Genomic DNA, 16,793 nt, shown 5'->3' on the forward strand with positions numbered 1-16,793 from the left:
CGAAGGCATTACAGGTTCTGAAGGCGTTACAGGTTCTGAATGGCCTTGTAGAGCTCGAGCTGCTCGTCGTTGAGCGCCTTTTCGACCGCCGGACGCGCCTTCTCGGCAAACGCCGCTTCATCGGCATCGACGAACGTCATGCCTTTCTCTTCAAGTGCGCTCTTGAGGCGCGCCTGATCCTTCTCGAACAGCGTGGCCTCATACGACTGCATGTCACGGCCTGCCTTGAGCACGACCTGCTGAAGGTCTTCAGGCATCGATTCGAGCTTGCGCTTGCCGATCACGACATAGATCCAGCTGCGGACATGGTTGGTCATGTTCACGTACTGCTGAACTTCGTTGAAGCTGGCACTTTCGATCAACGACAGCGGGTTTTCCTGACCGTCGATGGTGTTTTGCTGAAGCGAGGTAAACACTTCACCGAACGCCATTGGTGTCGGCTTGGCACCGAGTGCCTGCCAGGTCTTCACGAACAGCGGCACGTTCGGAACACGCAGACGCAGGCCATCGAGGTCGTCGGGCGTTTTGATCGGCCGGTTGGAGGTCAGCTCACGCGGGCCGCGTTCGAACCAGGCGATCGGCACCAGGCCGGTGCGCTGTTCGATCTGATCGGTGATCTTCTTGCCGATGTCGCCGTCAACGGCCTGTTCCAGCTGCTCTTCACTCTTGAAGGCGTACGGCACGGCCATCAGCGCGGCCAGCGGCGCCCAGTTCTGAAGGCTCTCACCAGTGATGGTCATGTCGGCGGTGCCGAGCTGGATGCTGTTGATGACCTCCATCTCACCGCCAAGCTGATCGTTGGGGAAGATCTGAACGTCGATGCGGCCGTTGGAGTTTTCCTCGACTTCCTTCTTGAAGTGCTCGGCGGCCTTGTTCCAGATGTTGTCCTTGTTGGCCAGGTGGCCGAACTTCAGCGTGTAATCGGCGGCGTGGGCCGAGGCGCTCAGTACGGCGGCACCAAGCAATGTGGTAGCAAGCAGGCGTTTCAACATGGTCTCTCTCCCGAGGTTCTTTGTTCATGACGCGTGGGCGTCATGGCTGTTGTGTCATCGGCAGATACTGCCGTCTCACGGGTTGTTGTCGGGCCGGTCATGGCCGGCCTCATTTTATTGGGCGCTGTGCGCCGAGCCTTGCAGGGAAAATCGGTCACTCAAGTGTCGTGTCGATCTCGATCAGAACCTTGCGGGTCTGTTCCGGGTGCTGCTCGATCAGCGACAGCGCCTCCGGCATGGCCTCAAACGGCATGCGATGGCTGATCAGGCGCGAGGCATCGAGTCGGCCCGTCTCCAGAAGCTCGATCACGGTAGGGAACTGCCGGCTATTGAGCCGCGAGCCCACAAGCGTCAGTTCCTTCTTGATCACCTCGAGCTGCACCAGCTCGCTCGCGGCACTGCTGAAGCCGAGAAGCCCCAGGCGCCCGGCGGCGGACGCCATCCGAACCATTTGCGGTAAAAGCGCAGGGTGGCAGGCGGCGTCGACGATCAGGTTCATGCCCTCGCCGTCGGTAAGCGCATCGACTCGGGCTTCGAGGTCGTCCCGGGCGCTATTGATGGTGTGGGTGGCGCCCAGCTCAATCGCGGCGTCGAGCCGGTCATCGAGGATGTCGGCGACCGTGATGCGTTCAATGCCAAGCGCACGCGCCACCTGCAATACCGTCATGCCGATGACGCCGGCGCCGACAATCAACAGGCTGTCGCCTGCATGAACGCCCATGTTCGACAGGACGTTGGAGGCAATCGAGTAGGGCTCGACCAGCGCAGCCTGATCGAGCGGGATCGACTCCGGCACGTGATAGAGGTTGGCGGCCGGCACGCGGACGTACTGCTCGAAGCCGCCATCGCGGTGAACGCCGATCACGTTCAGGGCTCGACAGACGTTCGGGCGATTGATGCGACACGGATAGCACGTGCCGCAGCTGATGACCGGGTCGACGCAGACCCGTTCACCTTCCGTCCAGCCGGTCACGCCGTCGCCGACTGTTGCAACGGTTCCTGAGAATTCGTGACCGATCACACGCGGGTAGCGCACGAACGCGTTATCGCCGTGCAGGATGTGCATGTCCGAGCCGCAGATCCCCACGAACGCGACCTTGATCTCGACCTCGCCTGCCGCCGGGGCCGGGCGCTCGCGCTCGATAAGGCTTGCCTCATGGGGGGCGCGTACTTCAAAAACCTTCATTGCCGTCTCCTCATCCGGCGCCGTCTTGGCGCCGTGATTGCATCCGTGGTTGCAGGCGTTACCAGTGCCAGAGCGTGCCGTCTTCAAGCCGATTGACCGGTAGGCTCGCGGGCTTGTAGGGGTAACGGGCGGCGGCGTCCTCATCGATGTCGACGCCGTGACCGGGCGCTTCGCCCGCAATGAAGTGGCCGTTTTCGAAGCGGTAGTCGTGCGGGAAGACCTCGTCGGTCAAAGGGTCATGGGCCATGTGTTCCTGAATGCCGAAGTTGGGCACCCAGGTGTCAAAGTGAACCGCTGCGCCAAGGCAGACAGGCGACAGGTCGGTTGGGCCATGGAAGCCGGTGCGAATGTGATAGAGCCCGGCAAAGTCGGCCAGCCGCCGCAGGCCGGTAATGCCGCCGCCGTGACTGAGCGGTGTTCGGATGTAGTCGATCCACTGGTTTTCGATCATCTCGCGGTAGTCGTGGATCGAGTTGAAGACTTCCCCGATCGCCAGCGGCGTGGTGGTGTGCTGGCGGATCAGCTTCATGCTTTCCTGATTTTCTGCCGGAACACAGTCCTCCAGCCAGAACAGGTGATAGGGTTCGACCGCCTTGCCAAGGCGCGCCGCCTCGATCGGAGTGAGCCGGTGGTGCACGTCGTGCAGCACGTGAAGCTCATCGCCGAAGCGCTCGCGCACCGCCTTGAACAGCTTCGGCGCGTGGTTGAGGTATTTCTCGGTGCTCCAGGAGTGCTCGGCCGGGATCGCGGCGTCGGCCGGCTCGTAGCGCTCACCGGGGGTCTTGGCCACGCCATAGATGGTCTTGATGCCGGGCACGCCGGCCTGAACGCGCACGGCCTTGTAGCCGAGGTCGACGTGCTTTTGCACTTCCTCGAGGCAGGTCTCGATGTCCTGCCCGGTGCAGTGGGCGTAGGTCATCACCCGCTCGCGGCTCTTGCCGCCGAGCAGTTGATACAGCGGCATGTTGGCGGCCTTGGCCTTGATGTCCCAAAGCGCCAGATCGACGGCCGAGATCGCCGACATGGTGACCGGACCGCGACGCCAGTAGGCACCACGATAGAGGTAGTGCCAGATGTCTTCGATCTGGTGAGCGTCGCGGCCGATCAGGGCGGGCAGGACGTGTTCGTCGAGGTAGGCCACCACGGCCTTTTCGCGCCCGTTCAAGGTGGCATCACCGATGCCGTACAGCCCGCTGTCGGTCTTGATCTTGAGCGTGACGAAGTTACGCCCGGGCGAGCTGACGATGGTATAGGCTTCGGTGATCTTCATCCGACGTTCTCCTGGTCGTGTCCCGCGCCTGCAGTGGCGAAGGTCTTTTGGGCTTCATCGTCAAACAGCGCCGGATAGTGCGCCTTGACGTTCGGCAGCGATTTCAGAATTTCGCGCATGTGCGCGCGCATCATGCGCTCGGCACCGACGATGTCTGCGGTAGTGATGGCCTCGATGATCGCCGTGTGCTGATCGATCAGAATGTCGAGCGGGGTAGTGTTCGGCATGCTCAGATAACGCACTCGGTCGAGCTGAGCCTTGGCGTCCTGGGTGATGCGCCAGGCCATGTTGTGACCGGCAGCGCGCGCGAGCGTGTGATGAAACGCCTCATCGAGGGCATAGAAACGCTCGCTGTCGCCGGTGGTCTGGCATCTGCGCTGACGCACCAGCAGGTCATCGAGCTCACGGGCCATCGCCTCGCTCAGGCCATGCTCGGCGCAGGCGCGCACGACCGCCACTTCGATGGCCTCGCGGATGAACTGGGCTTCGAGCACGGCAGCTTCTGATATGGGCACCACAAAGGTGCCGCGCTGCGGGCGCACCTCGACCAGCCCGGCCTCGGACAGGCGAATGAACGCCTCGCGCACGGGTTGGCGGCTGACATCGAAGGTGTCCGCAATTTCCTTTTCAGAGAGGGCCTGGCCCGGCTCGAGCGTCATGTGAATGATCGCGTCGCGCAGTACCGTGATCAGGCGCTGGCGAACCGAGCCTTCGGTGATGTCGTTCCAGAGTGTGCGCAGAGACGTCGGCATGGTGGTGTCCTTTTCAATGCTTACTAGTATGGTAGTTGGATTAGGTGGCGCACATTCCCCTTTAGGGCAATCGACCAAAGTGTAACGATCACACCAGGTATAACGATCACACTAGGTATAACGATCACGCCGAAGTAACGATTCATCGAAGGCAGCGAGCGGACGAGCCGCATGGTCCAGAACGGCAGGGGTATACAGGCGCGGCCTCTGGGGTTAATATATTTATATATCTCTATATATAAAGGATCCACCCATGACGGATACCCACACCTCCCTGTCCGCGCCGCTGTTCGAGCCGTTGACGGTCAACGGCACCACGTTCCCCAATCGCATCGCCATGGCGCCGATGACGCGCAACATGTCGCCTGGTGGCGTGCCGGGCGCAGATGTGGCCGAGTATTACGAACGCCGTGCCCGCGGCGGCGTGGGCCTCATCATCACTGAAGGCACCTACATCGACCACCCTGGCGCCAACGGCTACCCGAACGTGCCCGCCTTTCACGGTGCGGGCCTCGAGGGCTGGAAGGACGTGGTCGAGCGGGTACACGCCGCCGGCGGCATGATCGCGCCGCAGCTCTGGCACGTGGGGCGCGAGCGCCGACCAGGCACCGAGCCGGACGCCGACGTCCCGGGGTTCGGGCCGATGGCGGTCGTCGAAGACGGCGTTGAGGTCGTGCGCGCGATGACCGAAGACGACATTCAGGACGTGGTGGCCTCGTTCGCCCGGGCCGCGTTCGAGGCCAAGCGCCTGGGCTTCGATGCCCTCGAGCTGCACGGTGCTCACGGGTACCTGATCGATCAGTTTCTGTGGGCAGAAAGTAACCAGCGCACCGACGCCTACGGCGGAAGCGTCGAAAATCGACTGCGGTTTCCACGCATGATCGTTCAGGCGGTGCGCAATGTGGTTGGGCCGGACTTCCCGATCATCTTCCGGTTTTCCCAGTGGAAGCTTGCGGACTACCACGCTCGCATCGCCGAGACTCCGGAAGCGCTCGGTGCGCTGTTGCGACCGCTTGCCGACGACGGCGTCGACATGTTTCACGCAAGCACGCGCCGCATGTGGGAGCCGGGCTTTGCCGGAAGCGAGCTGACCCTTGCCCAGTGGACGCAGGAACTGACCGGTAAACCGGTGATCGCGGTCGGAAGCATCGGCCTCGACAAGACCTTCCGCACCGGGCACTTCACCCGTGAGGAGGACCCGACCTCCAAGAGCCGGGTGGACGTCAGGCAGCTCGCCGATCAGCGCGCGCGGGAAGAGTTCGACATGATCGCGGTAGGGCGGGCGCTGTTGTCCGACCCCGATTGGGCGGGCAAGGTGCGTGATGAGCGTCTGGATGAGCTGATCGATTTCGACCGCGCCGCGCTCGACGAACTGGTGCGCTGAACTAAGGTCGGGTCGGGTAGCCTCGGCAGCCCGGCCCGGAGTGCGTATACTGGGCCGGCCTTCATTCTGGGGTCGTGATCATGGACATCAATACGGTGATAAGCGCGCTGGCCAACCCCGTGCGCCTGGACATACTGAGCTGGCTCAAGGCGCCCGAGCGCCACTTTCCGCCCCAAAAGGACACCGCGCCCGAGGGCGGCATTTGCGTCAGCCACATTCGCGAGAAGACCGGTCTGTCTCAGCCGACCATCTCGCTCTATCTTTCCACGCTCTCCCGCGCCGGGCTGGTCTCTTCCCAACGCGTCGGCCAGTGGACCTACTACCGCTATGAGCGCGACACCGCCCAGGCGTTTCTCGACGCCATGGCCGAGCGTCTTTAGGGCCTGGCGCGCTAGAGCGTGTCGACGTTGTCTCTGACCCAGCGGGCGCGGGCAAGTGTCGCCTTGCGCTTGCCCTCGTTCTGGCGGTCCCAGTTGCGGTACATCATTTTCATGCGGTGATTCCCCTCGAACCGGTCGCGGTTGCGGTCAAGAAACGCCCAATAGAGGCTGTTGAACGGACAGCTGTCGTCCTCGCTTGTGGTTTTGACGTTGTACGTGCAGTGCGCGCAGTAATCGCCCTGGCGGTCGATGTAGCGCCCGCTGGCGGCGTAGGGCTTTGAACCCATCACGCCGCCGTCGGCGTGCAGTGCCATCCCGAGCGTATTGGGCAGCTCGACCCACTCGAACGCATCCACGAACACGGCCAGGTACCACTCGCACACCTCACGCGGATTAACCCCAAGCAGCAGGGCGAAGTTGCCGGTCACCATCAGTCGTTGAATGTGATGGGCGTAGCCGTAGCGCTCGATGCCGCCCACGACTTCCCGAATGCAGTGCATGTCGGTGTGGCCACCCCAGTAACTCCAGGGCAGTGCCTTGCGGGCGTTCAGATGGTTGCGCTCGGCGTAGTCCGGCATCAGCTGCCAGTAGAGCCCACGCACGTATTCCCGCCAGCCGAGAATCTGACGGATGAAGCCTTCGACGGCGTTGAGCGGCGCCGCGCCCTCCTTATAGGCCCGTTCGGCGCGCTGGCAGACGTCCAGCGGGTCGAGCAGGCCAAGATTCAACGATGAGGAAATGAGCGCGTGAAACAGAAAGGGCTGGCCGTCGGTGAGGGCGTCCTGGAAGTCACCGAAGCCGGGCAGGGCGTCGTCGATGAAGGTCTCGAGCAGGCGTTCGGCCTCGTCATGGGTGGTCGGCCAGTTGAAATCGTCGAGGGCGCCGAAGTGATCGCCGAAACGTGCATCGATCTGGCGGGCAAGCGTTCTGGTCGCCTCGCTCATCTCGAATCGAGGGTGCTCGGGCAGGGGGGGCTTGCCGTCGTAGGCGCGTCGGTTATCGGCGTCGAAGTTCCACTGCCCGCCGGTCGGCGAGCCGTCCGAGTTCATCAAAAGCCCGGTGCGCTTACGCATCTCGCGGTAGAAATACTCCATCCGCCACGCCTTGCGCCCCTCGCTCCACGTCTTGAAAAAGGAAAGTGGGGCGATGAAGCGGGTGTCGGCGCGAATCTCGACGTCTTCCACCGGCAGTTCGCTCTGCCAGCGCCGCATCGTCCGATGCAGCCGGTGCTCGCCGCAGTGGGTCAGAATGACCCGGTCGTAGTGCTTGCGCGCAAGCTCATGGCGCACGACGTCCTCGAGCGAGTCGGCCTCGACGGCGCTGTCGATCTTTCGATAGATCACTGATTTGCCCTGCTGCTCGAGCCGCGCTGCAAAGGCGCGCATGGCCGCGAAGATCAGCAGGATCTTCTGGGGATGGTGCGGGACGTAGCGCGCTTCCTGCTCGACCTCCGCCATCAGGACTCGGTCGGTGTCCGGCTCGAAATCATCAAAGGCGGGCAGACGGTTGCTGAGCTGATCGCCCAGAAGAACTACGAGAGAGGCCATGGCATATCCTGTCCGGGGTATGCGACAAGGGTAGCCGGAAATGGCGCCGCCGGGGCGGCGCCTTGCGTTTAGTCGGTTGGGCGCTTGGTCATGACGTTGCCGTCCTTGTCCTCAAACGTGCGGCCCCAGCCGGTGATCGCGGCGAACAGCATGATGGCAAGCAGCAGCCAGCCCTGGAACACGAACGGGAACACCGAGGTCGGTGACACGATCGGCAGCCAATCGTAGGTGGCCTGCATCGAGCTGATCGTTGCCCAGCCCAGAAGTACCGGTGCGCCCCACGGGAAAATGTAGCCAAGCGCCGATGTGACGGCGTCGAGCATGTTGGCGCGGCGGTAGCGGTGGATGCGATAGCGCGTGCCCAGCTCGCGCACGAACGGCGCGGCGGCGATTTCGGCGGCGGTATTGATGGTGATGGCGCTGTTCAGCGCTGCAACCAGCCCCCAGATCGCAAGCTCCGCCCGGCGTACCGAGTTCTTGATCCAGCGCATCAGAAGCTCGGTGATGCGCTCCATCGTGCCACCGAGCGTCATCAGGTGCGCCGCACCGACGATCAGTAGAATCAGCACCGCCATGTTCAGATAGCCCTTCACGCCGCGCACCAGGGCGCCGGTCATGTCGCCGTTGGCGTCGACGCCGAGCAGCTCGGAAGGCGCGGCAAGGCCGGTCGCGATCATCAGGGCGCAGCCGGTCAGAATGCCCCAGGTCAGCGAGGTCAGAAGGTGCTGACCACGAAGGGCCAAAACCAGGACCAGCGCGAAGGGCGCCAGCATGATCAGGCCCTGGGGGTCGGTGTTGGCCTGCATCGCTGCCAGTGCTTCCGGGCCTGAAAGCTCGGCGTCGCTGCCGCCAAACAGCACCAGAAGAATGAGCGTGGGAATGCCCGCCATGATCGAGTACTTGAATCGGCTTCTCACCACGCCGGGTACGTCGGCGTCCTGAGTGGTGGCGGAGACGATGGTGGTATCAGATACCGGTGCGAGGTTATCGCCGAAGATGGCGCCGGACAGAATCGCTGCAAACAGCATCACCGGGTCACCGCCGACCGCGATGCCGGCCGGGTACAGGAACGTGCAAAAGGCCACGACGGTGCCGTAGCCGGTGCCCACCGCGCTTGAAAACACCGCCGCCAACAAAAACGCCAGCCCCACGAACAGCCCGCCTGTGGTGTTTGAAATGCTGCCGAGCCAGATCAGGCCCTCGACCAGCCCGCCGGTTTGCAGCACCTGCGCGAACATGCCCGCATAGAACCAGGCGATGAGCGCGACCACCCCGATCGGTTGTGTCAGACCGCTGAACAGGCCCTCGGCGTAGGCGTGCCATCGGCTCTTGCAAAAAAAGAGACCAAGTGTGAGACCGAACAGCGCGCCCATGATCAGGCCGATTTCGGTGGCAAAGCCCAGCACGCTGATCGTGATGGCCCATACGACGAAAAAGAGCAAAGGGATGGCGGCGCCCCAGACGCCCAAACGGAAGGTAAGCGTTGGGGATCGAGTTTCGCCCTGGGCGGCCTCGGTGACTGGCGATGATGACATGGTGGGTTCCTGCACGCGGCGTGTCGATGTGAACGAGGGGTCATGAGTGAGCACGCGCCGTGCATGGCGCGCGCTCGGGGCGGCTCGGGTCAGCCGGCCCGTCCGATTCGGGCCGGCAAGTCTACCAGCAGAGCGCGTGCGGCCCAATCATTGAGCCGGGGTGAAGGCCTCCACGGGTGTGCAGACTCAGTAGCAGGGTTCCAGCGTGCAGTTGATGTTGAACTCGGCCACGCTCGAATTGTTGGGCAGGTTCAGAAGCAGAACGACCGAGGCGGCGATGGCGTTGGGATCGATCTTCTCGGCGTTTGGCATGTCGGCGTTCTGGGTCATGTCGGTGTTGACCATGCCGGGGCAGACGGCGGTTGCGCGGATACCATCGTCCCAGCCGAGCTGGCGCAGTGAATGCGTAAGCGCAACCGTTGCGTGCTTGGTCATGGCGTAAAGCCCGGCGCCTGCCGATTTCACGCGAAGCCCGGACAGCGAGGCCAAAAGAATCACCCGGCCACAGCCGTGGGCCTTCAAGGGTTCCCAGGCGGCCTGGGCCAGCCGGCGCGGCGCCTTGACGTTGACTTCCATCATGGCGTCGAGGTCGTCATCGCAGGCCTCGATGACATTTTTGGGCGTCATGATGCCGGCGGACGGAATCAGCGCGTCGATGCGGCCGAACCGGGCGAGCGCCTCCTCGACCCAGGCCTGTTCCTGACCTTTTGTCGCGTCGTAGGCGAACAGGTGGCAACGGCCTTCGTCGTCCCATTTCGGGCGCTTAGGCGTGCGCATGCCGAGCGAGAGCTGCCAGCCCTGGTGGTAGAGGTATTCGGCAATGGCGGCGCCGATGCCACGATTGGCACCGGAAATGAGGGCAACGCGAGTGTCCATGCGGTCTCCTTGAAACGGTCTCGATACGTGAGGCTCGGCGGTGGCCGACGTGCGCCTCACTCTAGAGGCTTGGGGCCGGAGCTGCCATAGGCAATAGACACTTTGGTGGCAGGTCTAGATCAGCGCCATGCTGTACTGGGCCTGTTCGAGTGCAAGGAGCTGCTCCTTGATCGTCATGCCGCCGTTGTAGCCGGTAAGCTTGCCATCGGCGCCAATGACGCGATGGCAGGGAATCACGATCGGCAGGGGATTTTTATGGTTGGCCATGCCGACGGCGCGTGCCGCTGTCGGTTGACCGATGGCCTGTGCAATTTCGCCATAGCTTCGGGTCTCGCCCCATGGGATGGCCTTGAGTGCCTGCCAGACGAGCTGTTGAAAGGGCGTGCCCTGAGGCTCGAGCGGCACCGTGAAATCGTGGTATTGCCCGCCGAGGTAGGCCGCAAGCTCTCTGGCCGCCAGATCCAGCACCGGATGGTGTTCGTCCTCGAGGGTGGTGGGGTCTTGCGGGGTGTCGCCAAGAAAGCGGATGTGGGTGAGGGCACGGTGGTTGGCGGTCAGGGAAATGGCGCCGATGGGGGTGTCGATCAGGGTCAGTTGGGCGGTGCTCATGGCCGTCTCCGAATAACGGGGTGCTATCAGCGTAGCACCCGCTCACCGGTGTCCCATGCGGCTTTTGTCGGGGCCTCGAGCGCATTGTCTGACACTCGAGGCACTCAGCGAACGCGGTGGGCACCGCCGCGAAGCGGTTCAAGCAAGGGCGAGAGGCCGTTGTGGTCGATCTCGTGCATGAGCGCCAGCAGCCGGCCGAGTTCGCCGTTCGGGAAGCCCTCGCGGGCGAACCAGTTCAGGTAGTGGCCGGGCAGGTCGGCCAGCAGCCGGCCTTCGTACTTGCCAAACGGCATCTTCCACTGGACCAGCTTGGTTAGATCGTCAGGGTTCATGGTGCGTACAGTCACTTTTTAGACTCGTTGCGCCGGAGTCGAGAGGTCACCCCGGTCTCCGGCGCGAACAGGGATTACCAGGTCACGCAGATCTTGCCTAAATGATCGGCGCTTTGCTGGTAGGCGAAGGCATCGGCCAGTGTCTCGAGCCCGTCGTAGGTTCGATCGATCACCGGGCGTACATCGCTTGCCTCCAGCGCGGCGATGTACGCCTTTTGCATCTGGCGGTTGCCAACGATCAGACCCTGCAAGCGAACCTGCTTGCGCATCAGGGTGGCGGTCGGCACCTCGCCCTGAAGTCCGGTCAACACGCCGATCAGCGAGATATGCCCGCCGACGCGCACCGCCTCGATGGATTGGGCAAGCGTGCCCGGCCCACCGAGCTCGATCACGTGATCGGCCCCTTCGCCGCCGGTCAGCTCGAGCACTTTGCCCGCCCACTCGGGGTGCGTGGTGTAGTTGATGGTGTGGGTCGCGCCCAGCGTTCTGGCCCGTTCAAGCTTGTCGTCGCTCGAAGAGGTCACGATGACCGTGGCGCCCATCAGGCGTGCGATCTGAATCGCGGCAATCGACACGCCGCCGGTCCCAAGGGTCAGTACGGTGTCGCCGGCCTTGAGGCCGCCGTCGTGAACCAGCGCCCGCCAGGCGGTAAGGCCTGCGGTGGTCAGTGTGGCGGCTTCGGCGTGGCTCCAGCCGGCGGGTGCCCTGGTGAAGGCAGCAGCGTCTCGGACAACGGCGTCGGCGGCCATGCCGTCAACGCCGTCACCCGGGGTCTGTGCGAAGCCGCCGACCGGGGTGGTGGCAGGGCCTGCGGGCCACTGTGGGAAGAAGCACGACACGACGTGATCACCCACGGCGAAGTCGGTCACGCCGTCGCCGATGGCCTCCACCACGCCGGCACCGTCGGACATCAGGAGTCGTCCATCCTCGGTCGGGCTCTGGCCGCTGGCGACGATCAGGTCATGAAAATTGAGCGACGTGGCGTGAATGGCCACCCGAATCTGGCCCGGTCCGGGCATGCCGGGGTCGTCGATGTCGCGGATGCGAATATGGTCGAGCCCACCGGGCGCGCTGAGTGTGGCTGCCTTCATGAAGCCTCCGTAAATCCTGGTCTATGTGCTTGAACTGCGGGCGACGCTCAGTGTAGTCAAGCCGGGCCGGCTCAGTAATCGACCTTGCCCCTGAGCTGCTTGCGAGCGCCGCGCTTGGTTTTGCTGTCGACGCGTTTTCGTTTGGCGCTTTTGCTCGGGCGCGTGGCCTTGCGCGGCTTGTCGGAATAGAGCACCGGGCGAATCAATTCCTTGAGTCGGGCGAGGGCGTCGTCCCGGTTCTGCTCCTGGGTGCGGTACTGCTGGGCCTTGATGATGATCACGCCGTCCTGGGTCACGCGGCGGTCGCGCAGGGCCAGCAGTTTTTCCTTGATGCCCGGATGCAGGCTGGAGGCATTGATGTCGAATCGAAGATGGATGGCGGAGGCGACCTTGTTGACGTTCTGGCCACCGGCGCCTTGAGCGCGAATGGCGCTCAGCTCGATTTCATGATCGGGGATCGTTACGTTGCGCGAGACCTCGAGCGGCATGCAGGGCACCTCTTGTTATCGACAATAAAAACAGCGGCGAGCGGATGAACGAATAAATGAATAAACGCGGACGGCGATGACCTGCCTACCAGCCAAGCCAGATGGTATGTCGCGCGCCCTTGCCGGGGCGGTGCGCGCGTACCGTATGCTCCTCGACGCAGAGTCCGGCCCGCTTCAGGCGCTCGCTGAAGGCCGGGTCCATGCCGGCCGACCAGATCGCGACCACGCCGTCGTTGGTGAGGGCGCGCTGGATCGTCTCGAGGCCCTGTGCGTTGTAGAGGCGGTCGTTGTCCTTGCGGGTCAGGCCTTCCGGGCCGTTATCGACGTCGAGCATGATGGCGTCGAACTCGCCCGGGCTCTGCTCGAGTACCGTCACCACATCCTCGATGAGAATCCGGCAGCGCGGGTCATTGATCGGGTGGCCGGCGGCGCTGCCGAGCGGGCCCCGGTTCCAGTCCACCACACCCGGTACCAGCTCGGCGACCACCACTTCGGCGTGGTCGGGGAGGCTCTTTAGCGCCGCGGCGAGGGTGAATCCCATGCCAAGCCCACCGACCAGCACACGAATCGGCGCGCGATCGGCCACACGCGTACAGGCAAGCTCAGCGAGGGCGTCTTCGGAGCCGTGCAGGCGGCTGTTCATCAATTCGCCGGGCTTGCCGGCAATGCGAATCGAAAATTCATCGTCACGTTGCAGAAGCCGCAGGTGGCCGCGGCCTCCGGGAATGGCTGCGGTATCGATTTCGGTCAGTTTGGCCATGGGCTCGCCTGTCGGAGTGGAAACCTGTCGGAGTGGAAAAAAGCGCTCAGTGCGCGCGCGGCACCAGATGGATCGCGCGCTCCTCGAGGCATTCAGGGCTTGCGACGTCAAAATCGCGGCAGTTCTGAGGGCGTCGGGTATGGATCGTGCACAGCATGGTGTTGCGATCAACCGCCGCGCACCAGCCGTCGTCCTCACGGCGCATGACCAGACCGCCCCAGGCGTCTTCCTCGGTCAGATGCAGGGGAAGGCCGCGGTCCAGATCATCGCCATCGAGAATAACCTCGAGCCGGCAGCAGCAGGCTTCGCAGTTGAAGCAGCTGACGTCTTCCACGGGACGTGGGTCGTGGGCGCGGGCGGTGTCCGACATGAGGGGCATCCTGTAATGGCGGCTCTTTAGAACCGGTCCGATCGTGAGACGCGCAGGATACCTTGAACGCAGCGGTTTGTCCGAATCGCTGACCACACGATATGTGTGATTACACTCGGCGTGTCGAGGTGACTCGCCGGTGCTCGGTGGTGCCTGGCAGCGCCTTCATGAAGGCCAACAGGCCCGAACGATCGAGGGGCTTGCTGCACAGATAGCCCTGATAGTGATGGCCGCCCAGTTCCCTGATGAAGTCGAGCTGCGCCGGGGTTTCGATGCCTTCGGCCACCACGTGCAGCTCGAGTGCGTGCGCCAGCGCCATGACGGCTTTGACGATGGCGGCCTCTTGAGCGCTTGTGGTGACGCCCATCATGAAGGTGCGGTCGATCTTGAGCGTCTGGATCGGCAGGCGTCTGAGTTGGGCAAGGTTTGAGTACCCGGTACCGAAATCGTCGATGGCAAACGTCAGGCCGAGGGCGCGCAGTTCGGTCAGGGTGACCCGCGCGTGCTCGGGGTTATGCACCAGCGCGCTCTCGGTCAGCTCAAGCTCGAGGCGCTCGGCGGGAAAGCCGGTCTCCTCCAGAATACGGGTGAGCTTGCGTGTGAACTGGCGGTCGTCGAGTTGCAGTGCCGAGACATTGACCGCAACGGACAGGGGCCGTTCGAAGGGGGCGTCGGTCCCAAAGCACTGGCAGGCCGTACGCAGAACCCACTGACCCAGCGGCACGATCAACCCGGTCGCTTCGGCCACCGGGATTATCTCGTCCGGCGTGACCCGGCCAAGCTCGTCGTCCTCCCAGCGCAGCAGGGCCTCGACGCCCTCGATGAGACCTGAGCGAAGATTCACCTTGGGCTGGTAGGCAAGCGACAGGCCATCGGTTGTGAGGGCCAGTCTAAGACGCCGCTCGATGGCCGAGTGGCGTTCGGCCTGAGAGGACATGGCCGGCTCATAGAGTTGAAAGCGATTGCCGCCGCTGGCGCTGGCACTGCTCATGGCGGTGTCGGCGTAGATCATCAGCGCGTGACGGTCGGCGGCCTGATCCGGATAGAGGCTAAGGCCGATACTGGCCGACAATGAAATGAGGTGGTCTTCGATGTGAAAGGGGCGGCTAAGCGCGCCGACCAGCTGCTGAGCGAGCGTCTGATAGGTGTCGAGGTCGGTGCTGCCCGACACCAGCACCATGAACTCATCGCCACCGCCCCGGGCCACGGTGTCGTGTGCGCCTACCGCGTTTTGTAAGCGGTTGGCCACGGCGCGCAGCACCGCGTCACCGAGGCGGTGGCCGAAGGTGTCGTTGATGGCTCTGAACCGGTCCAGATTGATGAACAGGACTGCCAGCCCGTCCGCGACCGGCAGCTGGGCATCGAGACGCTCCTCGAACAAAATGCGGTTCGGAAGGTGCGTCAGGGGATCCCGGTGAACACGGTCCTTCAGATCAAGGTTGGCTTGATGCAAGGACGCCGCGAGCCGGGCATTGCGTGAGCCCAGATGAGCGTCGTAGATCGCCATCATCAACGCGGCCAGCAGGATGCACGTGGCGATCACGGCCGTTGTGATGGCAAGCTCCACGGGCGTAATGCCGCTTTGAACGTGCGCCATGATGCTGTTCGGCATGATCGCGGCGGCCATGCCGGTGTAGTGCATACCGGAAATGCCAACGGCCATGACCATCGCCGCTGACAGGCGTTGCCATAAGGGGGCACGGCCGGTGGCCGGTGACAGATAAAAGGATAGCCACAGGGCAACGCCTGAGGCCGAAACCGCAATGGCCGCGGACAGCAGGAAGAGGCCAGGACGATAGGCAATGGCTTCGGTAGTAATCATTGCCATCATGCCGACGTAATGCATCAGGCAGATGCCGACACCCATGACCATCGACCCCGCGATCAGCCTGAATCGATTGAGCTGCCCGGTCTGCACGATAAACAGGGCCAGGGCCGACGTCAGGATGGCGGCGCCCAGAGACACCGCCGTCAGCGCCAGGTTGTAGCCTGCGTATTCGGCGGTATCCATGGCAAGCATTCCGATGAAATGCATGGCCCAGATGCCGGTACCCATGGCAAAGGCGCCGCCGCCGAGCCAGACCAGGCTGGCCCGCCCTGTCGTGACGCGAACGCGCCCGGCCAGATCAAGCGCGGTCAAAGAGGCCAGACCCGCCACGGCAAAGGATAAAACGACCAGGCTAATGTTATACGTCGCAGCAAAGTAGCCCATTCACAAGACTCTGTACGTTGAAATAACCCGCGGGCATTTCATTGATTCTGGTTGTTATCTCAGACAGCTAATGTCGACCGATGGCGCTTAATATTTAGAGCGGTCAATCAGCGTCGCCGGTGCGAATGTGGCCCCAGTAGTACCAGAACAAATGTCGCCCAACAATTAATTAATTTAATGCGTGTTGTTTTCAATAAGATATTATTTTATTTTAATTGATGTTGTTTTTTTATAATTTTATTTTTTTTAGATTTCGTTCATGTTTGTTTTTTTGAGGTGGGGTTTAACTTTAAAAATAATTAAATATTGATTTTTTGTTCCCGTTTCGAGGCTGTTTATTCTCAATTGAAGGCGCATATAGGCGTGTAAGTTGTGGCACGTAATTATGCTGCTGAAGTGGTGATGCTTTTACTTTGCTGAGAGGAGGCGTAACGAAAAGCATATATCGTATCTACTTAATAAGTGATTTTGCTCATAACCTTATGATTTACTGATGCCAAGCGGTAACGATTTTTTTCATCGACTGGAGCTTCTGGTTCATGGCGCCTTCCTCCAATTTCGAGTTTCTGGCAGAGCACGACCCCCTTCTTGTCGAGCTGGCGACCGCTGCGGAATGCAGTTTTTCGAGCGATCCCAATACCACCCTGATAAAGCTGCGCCAGTTGGGTGAGGCCATCGCCCAGCATATTGCGGCCCTCTCCGGCATCGCGTTTGACGGGCAGACCAGCCAGGCCGACCTGCTCTACCGTCTGAACCGCGAGCTGCGCCTGGAGCCCCAGGTCAATGAGCTTTTTCATACCCTGCGCATCGCCCGGGAACTGGCGATCTGGTTTCATCAACCCTCCGGTTCTGCGGATACGCGCTTCAAGCCCTGCCCTTTCGTGGCGCCTGCTGTGTCAATCAGTCGACAGACCGTATCGAGCGAAGAGCGCATATAGCTCGATCAGCGTTTAATGAGGTCGGCTGAAAGACGCTGACTGTGTTCCTGGTCGGAATTAATGAGCTATTC

At 62.4% G+C, this 16,793-nt stretch carries 17 protein-coding genes; 3 read left to right on the plus strand and 14 right to left on the minus strand.

The annotated features are described in order from the left end of the window. Nucleotides 1-26: 26 nt before the first annotated feature. The 4 genes from NAT49_RS12200 to NAT49_RS12215 all read right to left on the minus strand — a co-directional run bounded on the left by NAT49_RS12200 (nt 27) and on the right by NAT49_RS12215 (nt 4,200). Entirely contained in the window at nt 27-992 is a 966-nt protein-coding gene (locus NAT49_RS12200) for a TRAP transporter substrate-binding protein (RefSeq protein ID WP_251594591.1), read from the minus strand. Nucleotides 993-1,146: 154 nt separating this feature from the next. Continuing rightward, entirely contained in the window at nt 1,147-2,178 is a 1,032-nt protein-coding gene (locus NAT49_RS12205; protein ID WP_251594593.1) for a Zn-dependent oxidoreductase, read from the minus strand. Nucleotides 2,179-2,236: 58 nt separating this feature from the next. After that, the gene (manD, locus tag NAT49_RS12210) at nt 2,237-3,448 is read right to left on the minus strand and encodes a D-mannonate dehydratase ManD (RefSeq protein ID WP_251594595.1); all 1,212 of its coding nucleotides are present in this window, start codon (nt 3,446-3,448) and stop codon (nt 2,237-2,239) included. Then, entirely contained in the window at nt 3,445-4,200 is a 756-nt protein-coding gene (locus NAT49_RS12215) for a GntR family transcriptional regulator (protein ID WP_251594597.1), read from the minus strand. The genes manD and NAT49_RS12215 overlap by 4 nt, the downstream gene beginning before the upstream one ends. 253 nt (nt 4,201-4,453) lie before the next feature. Between NAT49_RS12215 and NAT49_RS12220 the strand changes: the two genes are divergently transcribed. Beyond that, nucleotides 4,454-5,584 (plus strand): NADH:flavin oxidoreductase, encoded by a 1,131-nt coding sequence (locus NAT49_RS12220; protein WP_251594599.1) that lies wholly within the window; start codon nt 4,454-4,456, stop codon nt 5,582-5,584. Nucleotides 5,585-5,664: 80 nt separating this feature from the next. Beyond that, nucleotides 5,665-5,964: an ArsR/SmtB family transcription factor gene (locus NAT49_RS12225; protein ID WP_251594601.1), complete on the plus strand. Its 300-nt coding sequence runs from the start codon at nt 5,665-5,667 to the stop codon at nt 5,962-5,964. An 11-nt stretch (nt 5,965-5,975) separates the two neighbouring features. Here NAT49_RS12225 and NAT49_RS12230 read toward each other — a convergent pair whose 3' ends face one another. The 10 genes from NAT49_RS12230 to NAT49_RS12275 form a co-directional block, all read right to left on the minus strand. Beyond that, nucleotides 5,976-7,511, minus strand: a complete 1,536-nt coding sequence (locus NAT49_RS12230; RefSeq protein ID WP_251594603.1) for a cryptochrome/photolyase family protein — start codon at nt 7,509-7,511, stop codon at nt 5,976-5,978. 68 nt (nt 7,512-7,579) lie between these two features. Beyond that, complete coding sequence (locus tag NAT49_RS12235) at nt 7,580-9,046, minus strand: Na+/H+ antiporter NhaC family protein (protein ID WP_251594605.1); 1,467 nt, start codon at nt 9,044-9,046, stop codon at nt 7,580-7,582. A 186-nt stretch (nt 9,047-9,232) separates the two neighbouring features. Beyond that, nucleotides 9,233-9,922, minus strand: coding sequence for an SDR family NAD(P)-dependent oxidoreductase (locus NAT49_RS12240; protein ID WP_251594607.1), 690 nt, complete (start codon nt 9,920-9,922; stop codon nt 9,233-9,235). 114 nt (nt 9,923-10,036) lie between these two features. Next, nucleotides 10,037-10,531 carry a methylated-DNA--[protein]-cysteine S-methyltransferase gene (locus NAT49_RS12245; protein WP_251594609.1) on the minus strand — a complete coding sequence of 165 codons (495 nt, stop codon included), beginning with the start codon at nt 10,529-10,531 and terminating at the stop codon, nt 10,037-10,039. A gap of 104 nt (nt 10,532-10,635) precedes the next feature. Continuing rightward, nucleotides 10,636-10,863: a DUF3820 family protein gene (locus NAT49_RS12250; RefSeq protein ID WP_251595249.1), complete on the minus strand. Its 228-nt coding sequence runs from the start codon at nt 10,861-10,863 to the stop codon at nt 10,636-10,638. A 74-nt stretch (nt 10,864-10,937) separates the two neighbouring features. Then, on the minus strand, nt 10,938-11,954 hold the full coding sequence (locus NAT49_RS12255) for a zinc-dependent alcohol dehydrogenase family protein (RefSeq protein ID WP_251594611.1): 1,017 nt from the start codon (nt 11,952-11,954) through the stop codon (nt 10,938-10,940). Between the two features lie 71 nt (nt 11,955-12,025). Continuing rightward, nucleotides 12,026-12,442: an alternative ribosome rescue aminoacyl-tRNA hydrolase ArfB gene (gene arfB, locus NAT49_RS12260; RefSeq protein ID WP_251594613.1), complete on the minus strand. Its 417-nt coding sequence runs from the start codon at nt 12,440-12,442 to the stop codon at nt 12,026-12,028. An 85-nt stretch (nt 12,443-12,527) separates the two neighbouring features. Then, nucleotides 12,528-13,202 carry a spermidine synthase gene (locus tag NAT49_RS12265; protein WP_251594615.1) on the minus strand — a complete coding sequence of 225 codons (675 nt, stop codon included), beginning with the start codon at nt 13,200-13,202 and terminating at the stop codon, nt 12,528-12,530. 46 nt (nt 13,203-13,248) lie between these two features. Further along, entirely contained in the window at nt 13,249-13,572 is a 324-nt protein-coding gene (locus tag NAT49_RS12270) for a YkgJ family cysteine cluster protein (protein WP_251594617.1), read from the minus strand. A 109-nt stretch (nt 13,573-13,681) separates the two neighbouring features. Beyond that, nucleotides 13,682-15,784: a putative bifunctional diguanylate cyclase/phosphodiesterase gene (locus NAT49_RS12275; protein WP_251594619.1), complete on the minus strand. Its 2,103-nt coding sequence runs from the start codon at nt 15,782-15,784 to the stop codon at nt 13,682-13,684. A gap of 539 nt (nt 15,785-16,323) precedes the next feature. Between NAT49_RS12275 and NAT49_RS12280 the strand changes: the two genes are divergently transcribed. Beyond that, nucleotides 16,324-16,722, plus strand: coding sequence for a hypothetical protein (locus tag NAT49_RS12280; RefSeq protein WP_251594621.1), 399 nt, complete (start codon nt 16,324-16,326; stop codon nt 16,720-16,722). Nucleotides 16,723-16,793 lie beyond the last annotated feature (71 nt).

The organism is Larsenimonas suaedae (assembly GCF_023712105.1).
GTDB lineage: Bacteria > Pseudomonadota > Gammaproteobacteria > Pseudomonadales > Halomonadaceae > Larsenimonas > Larsenimonas suaedae.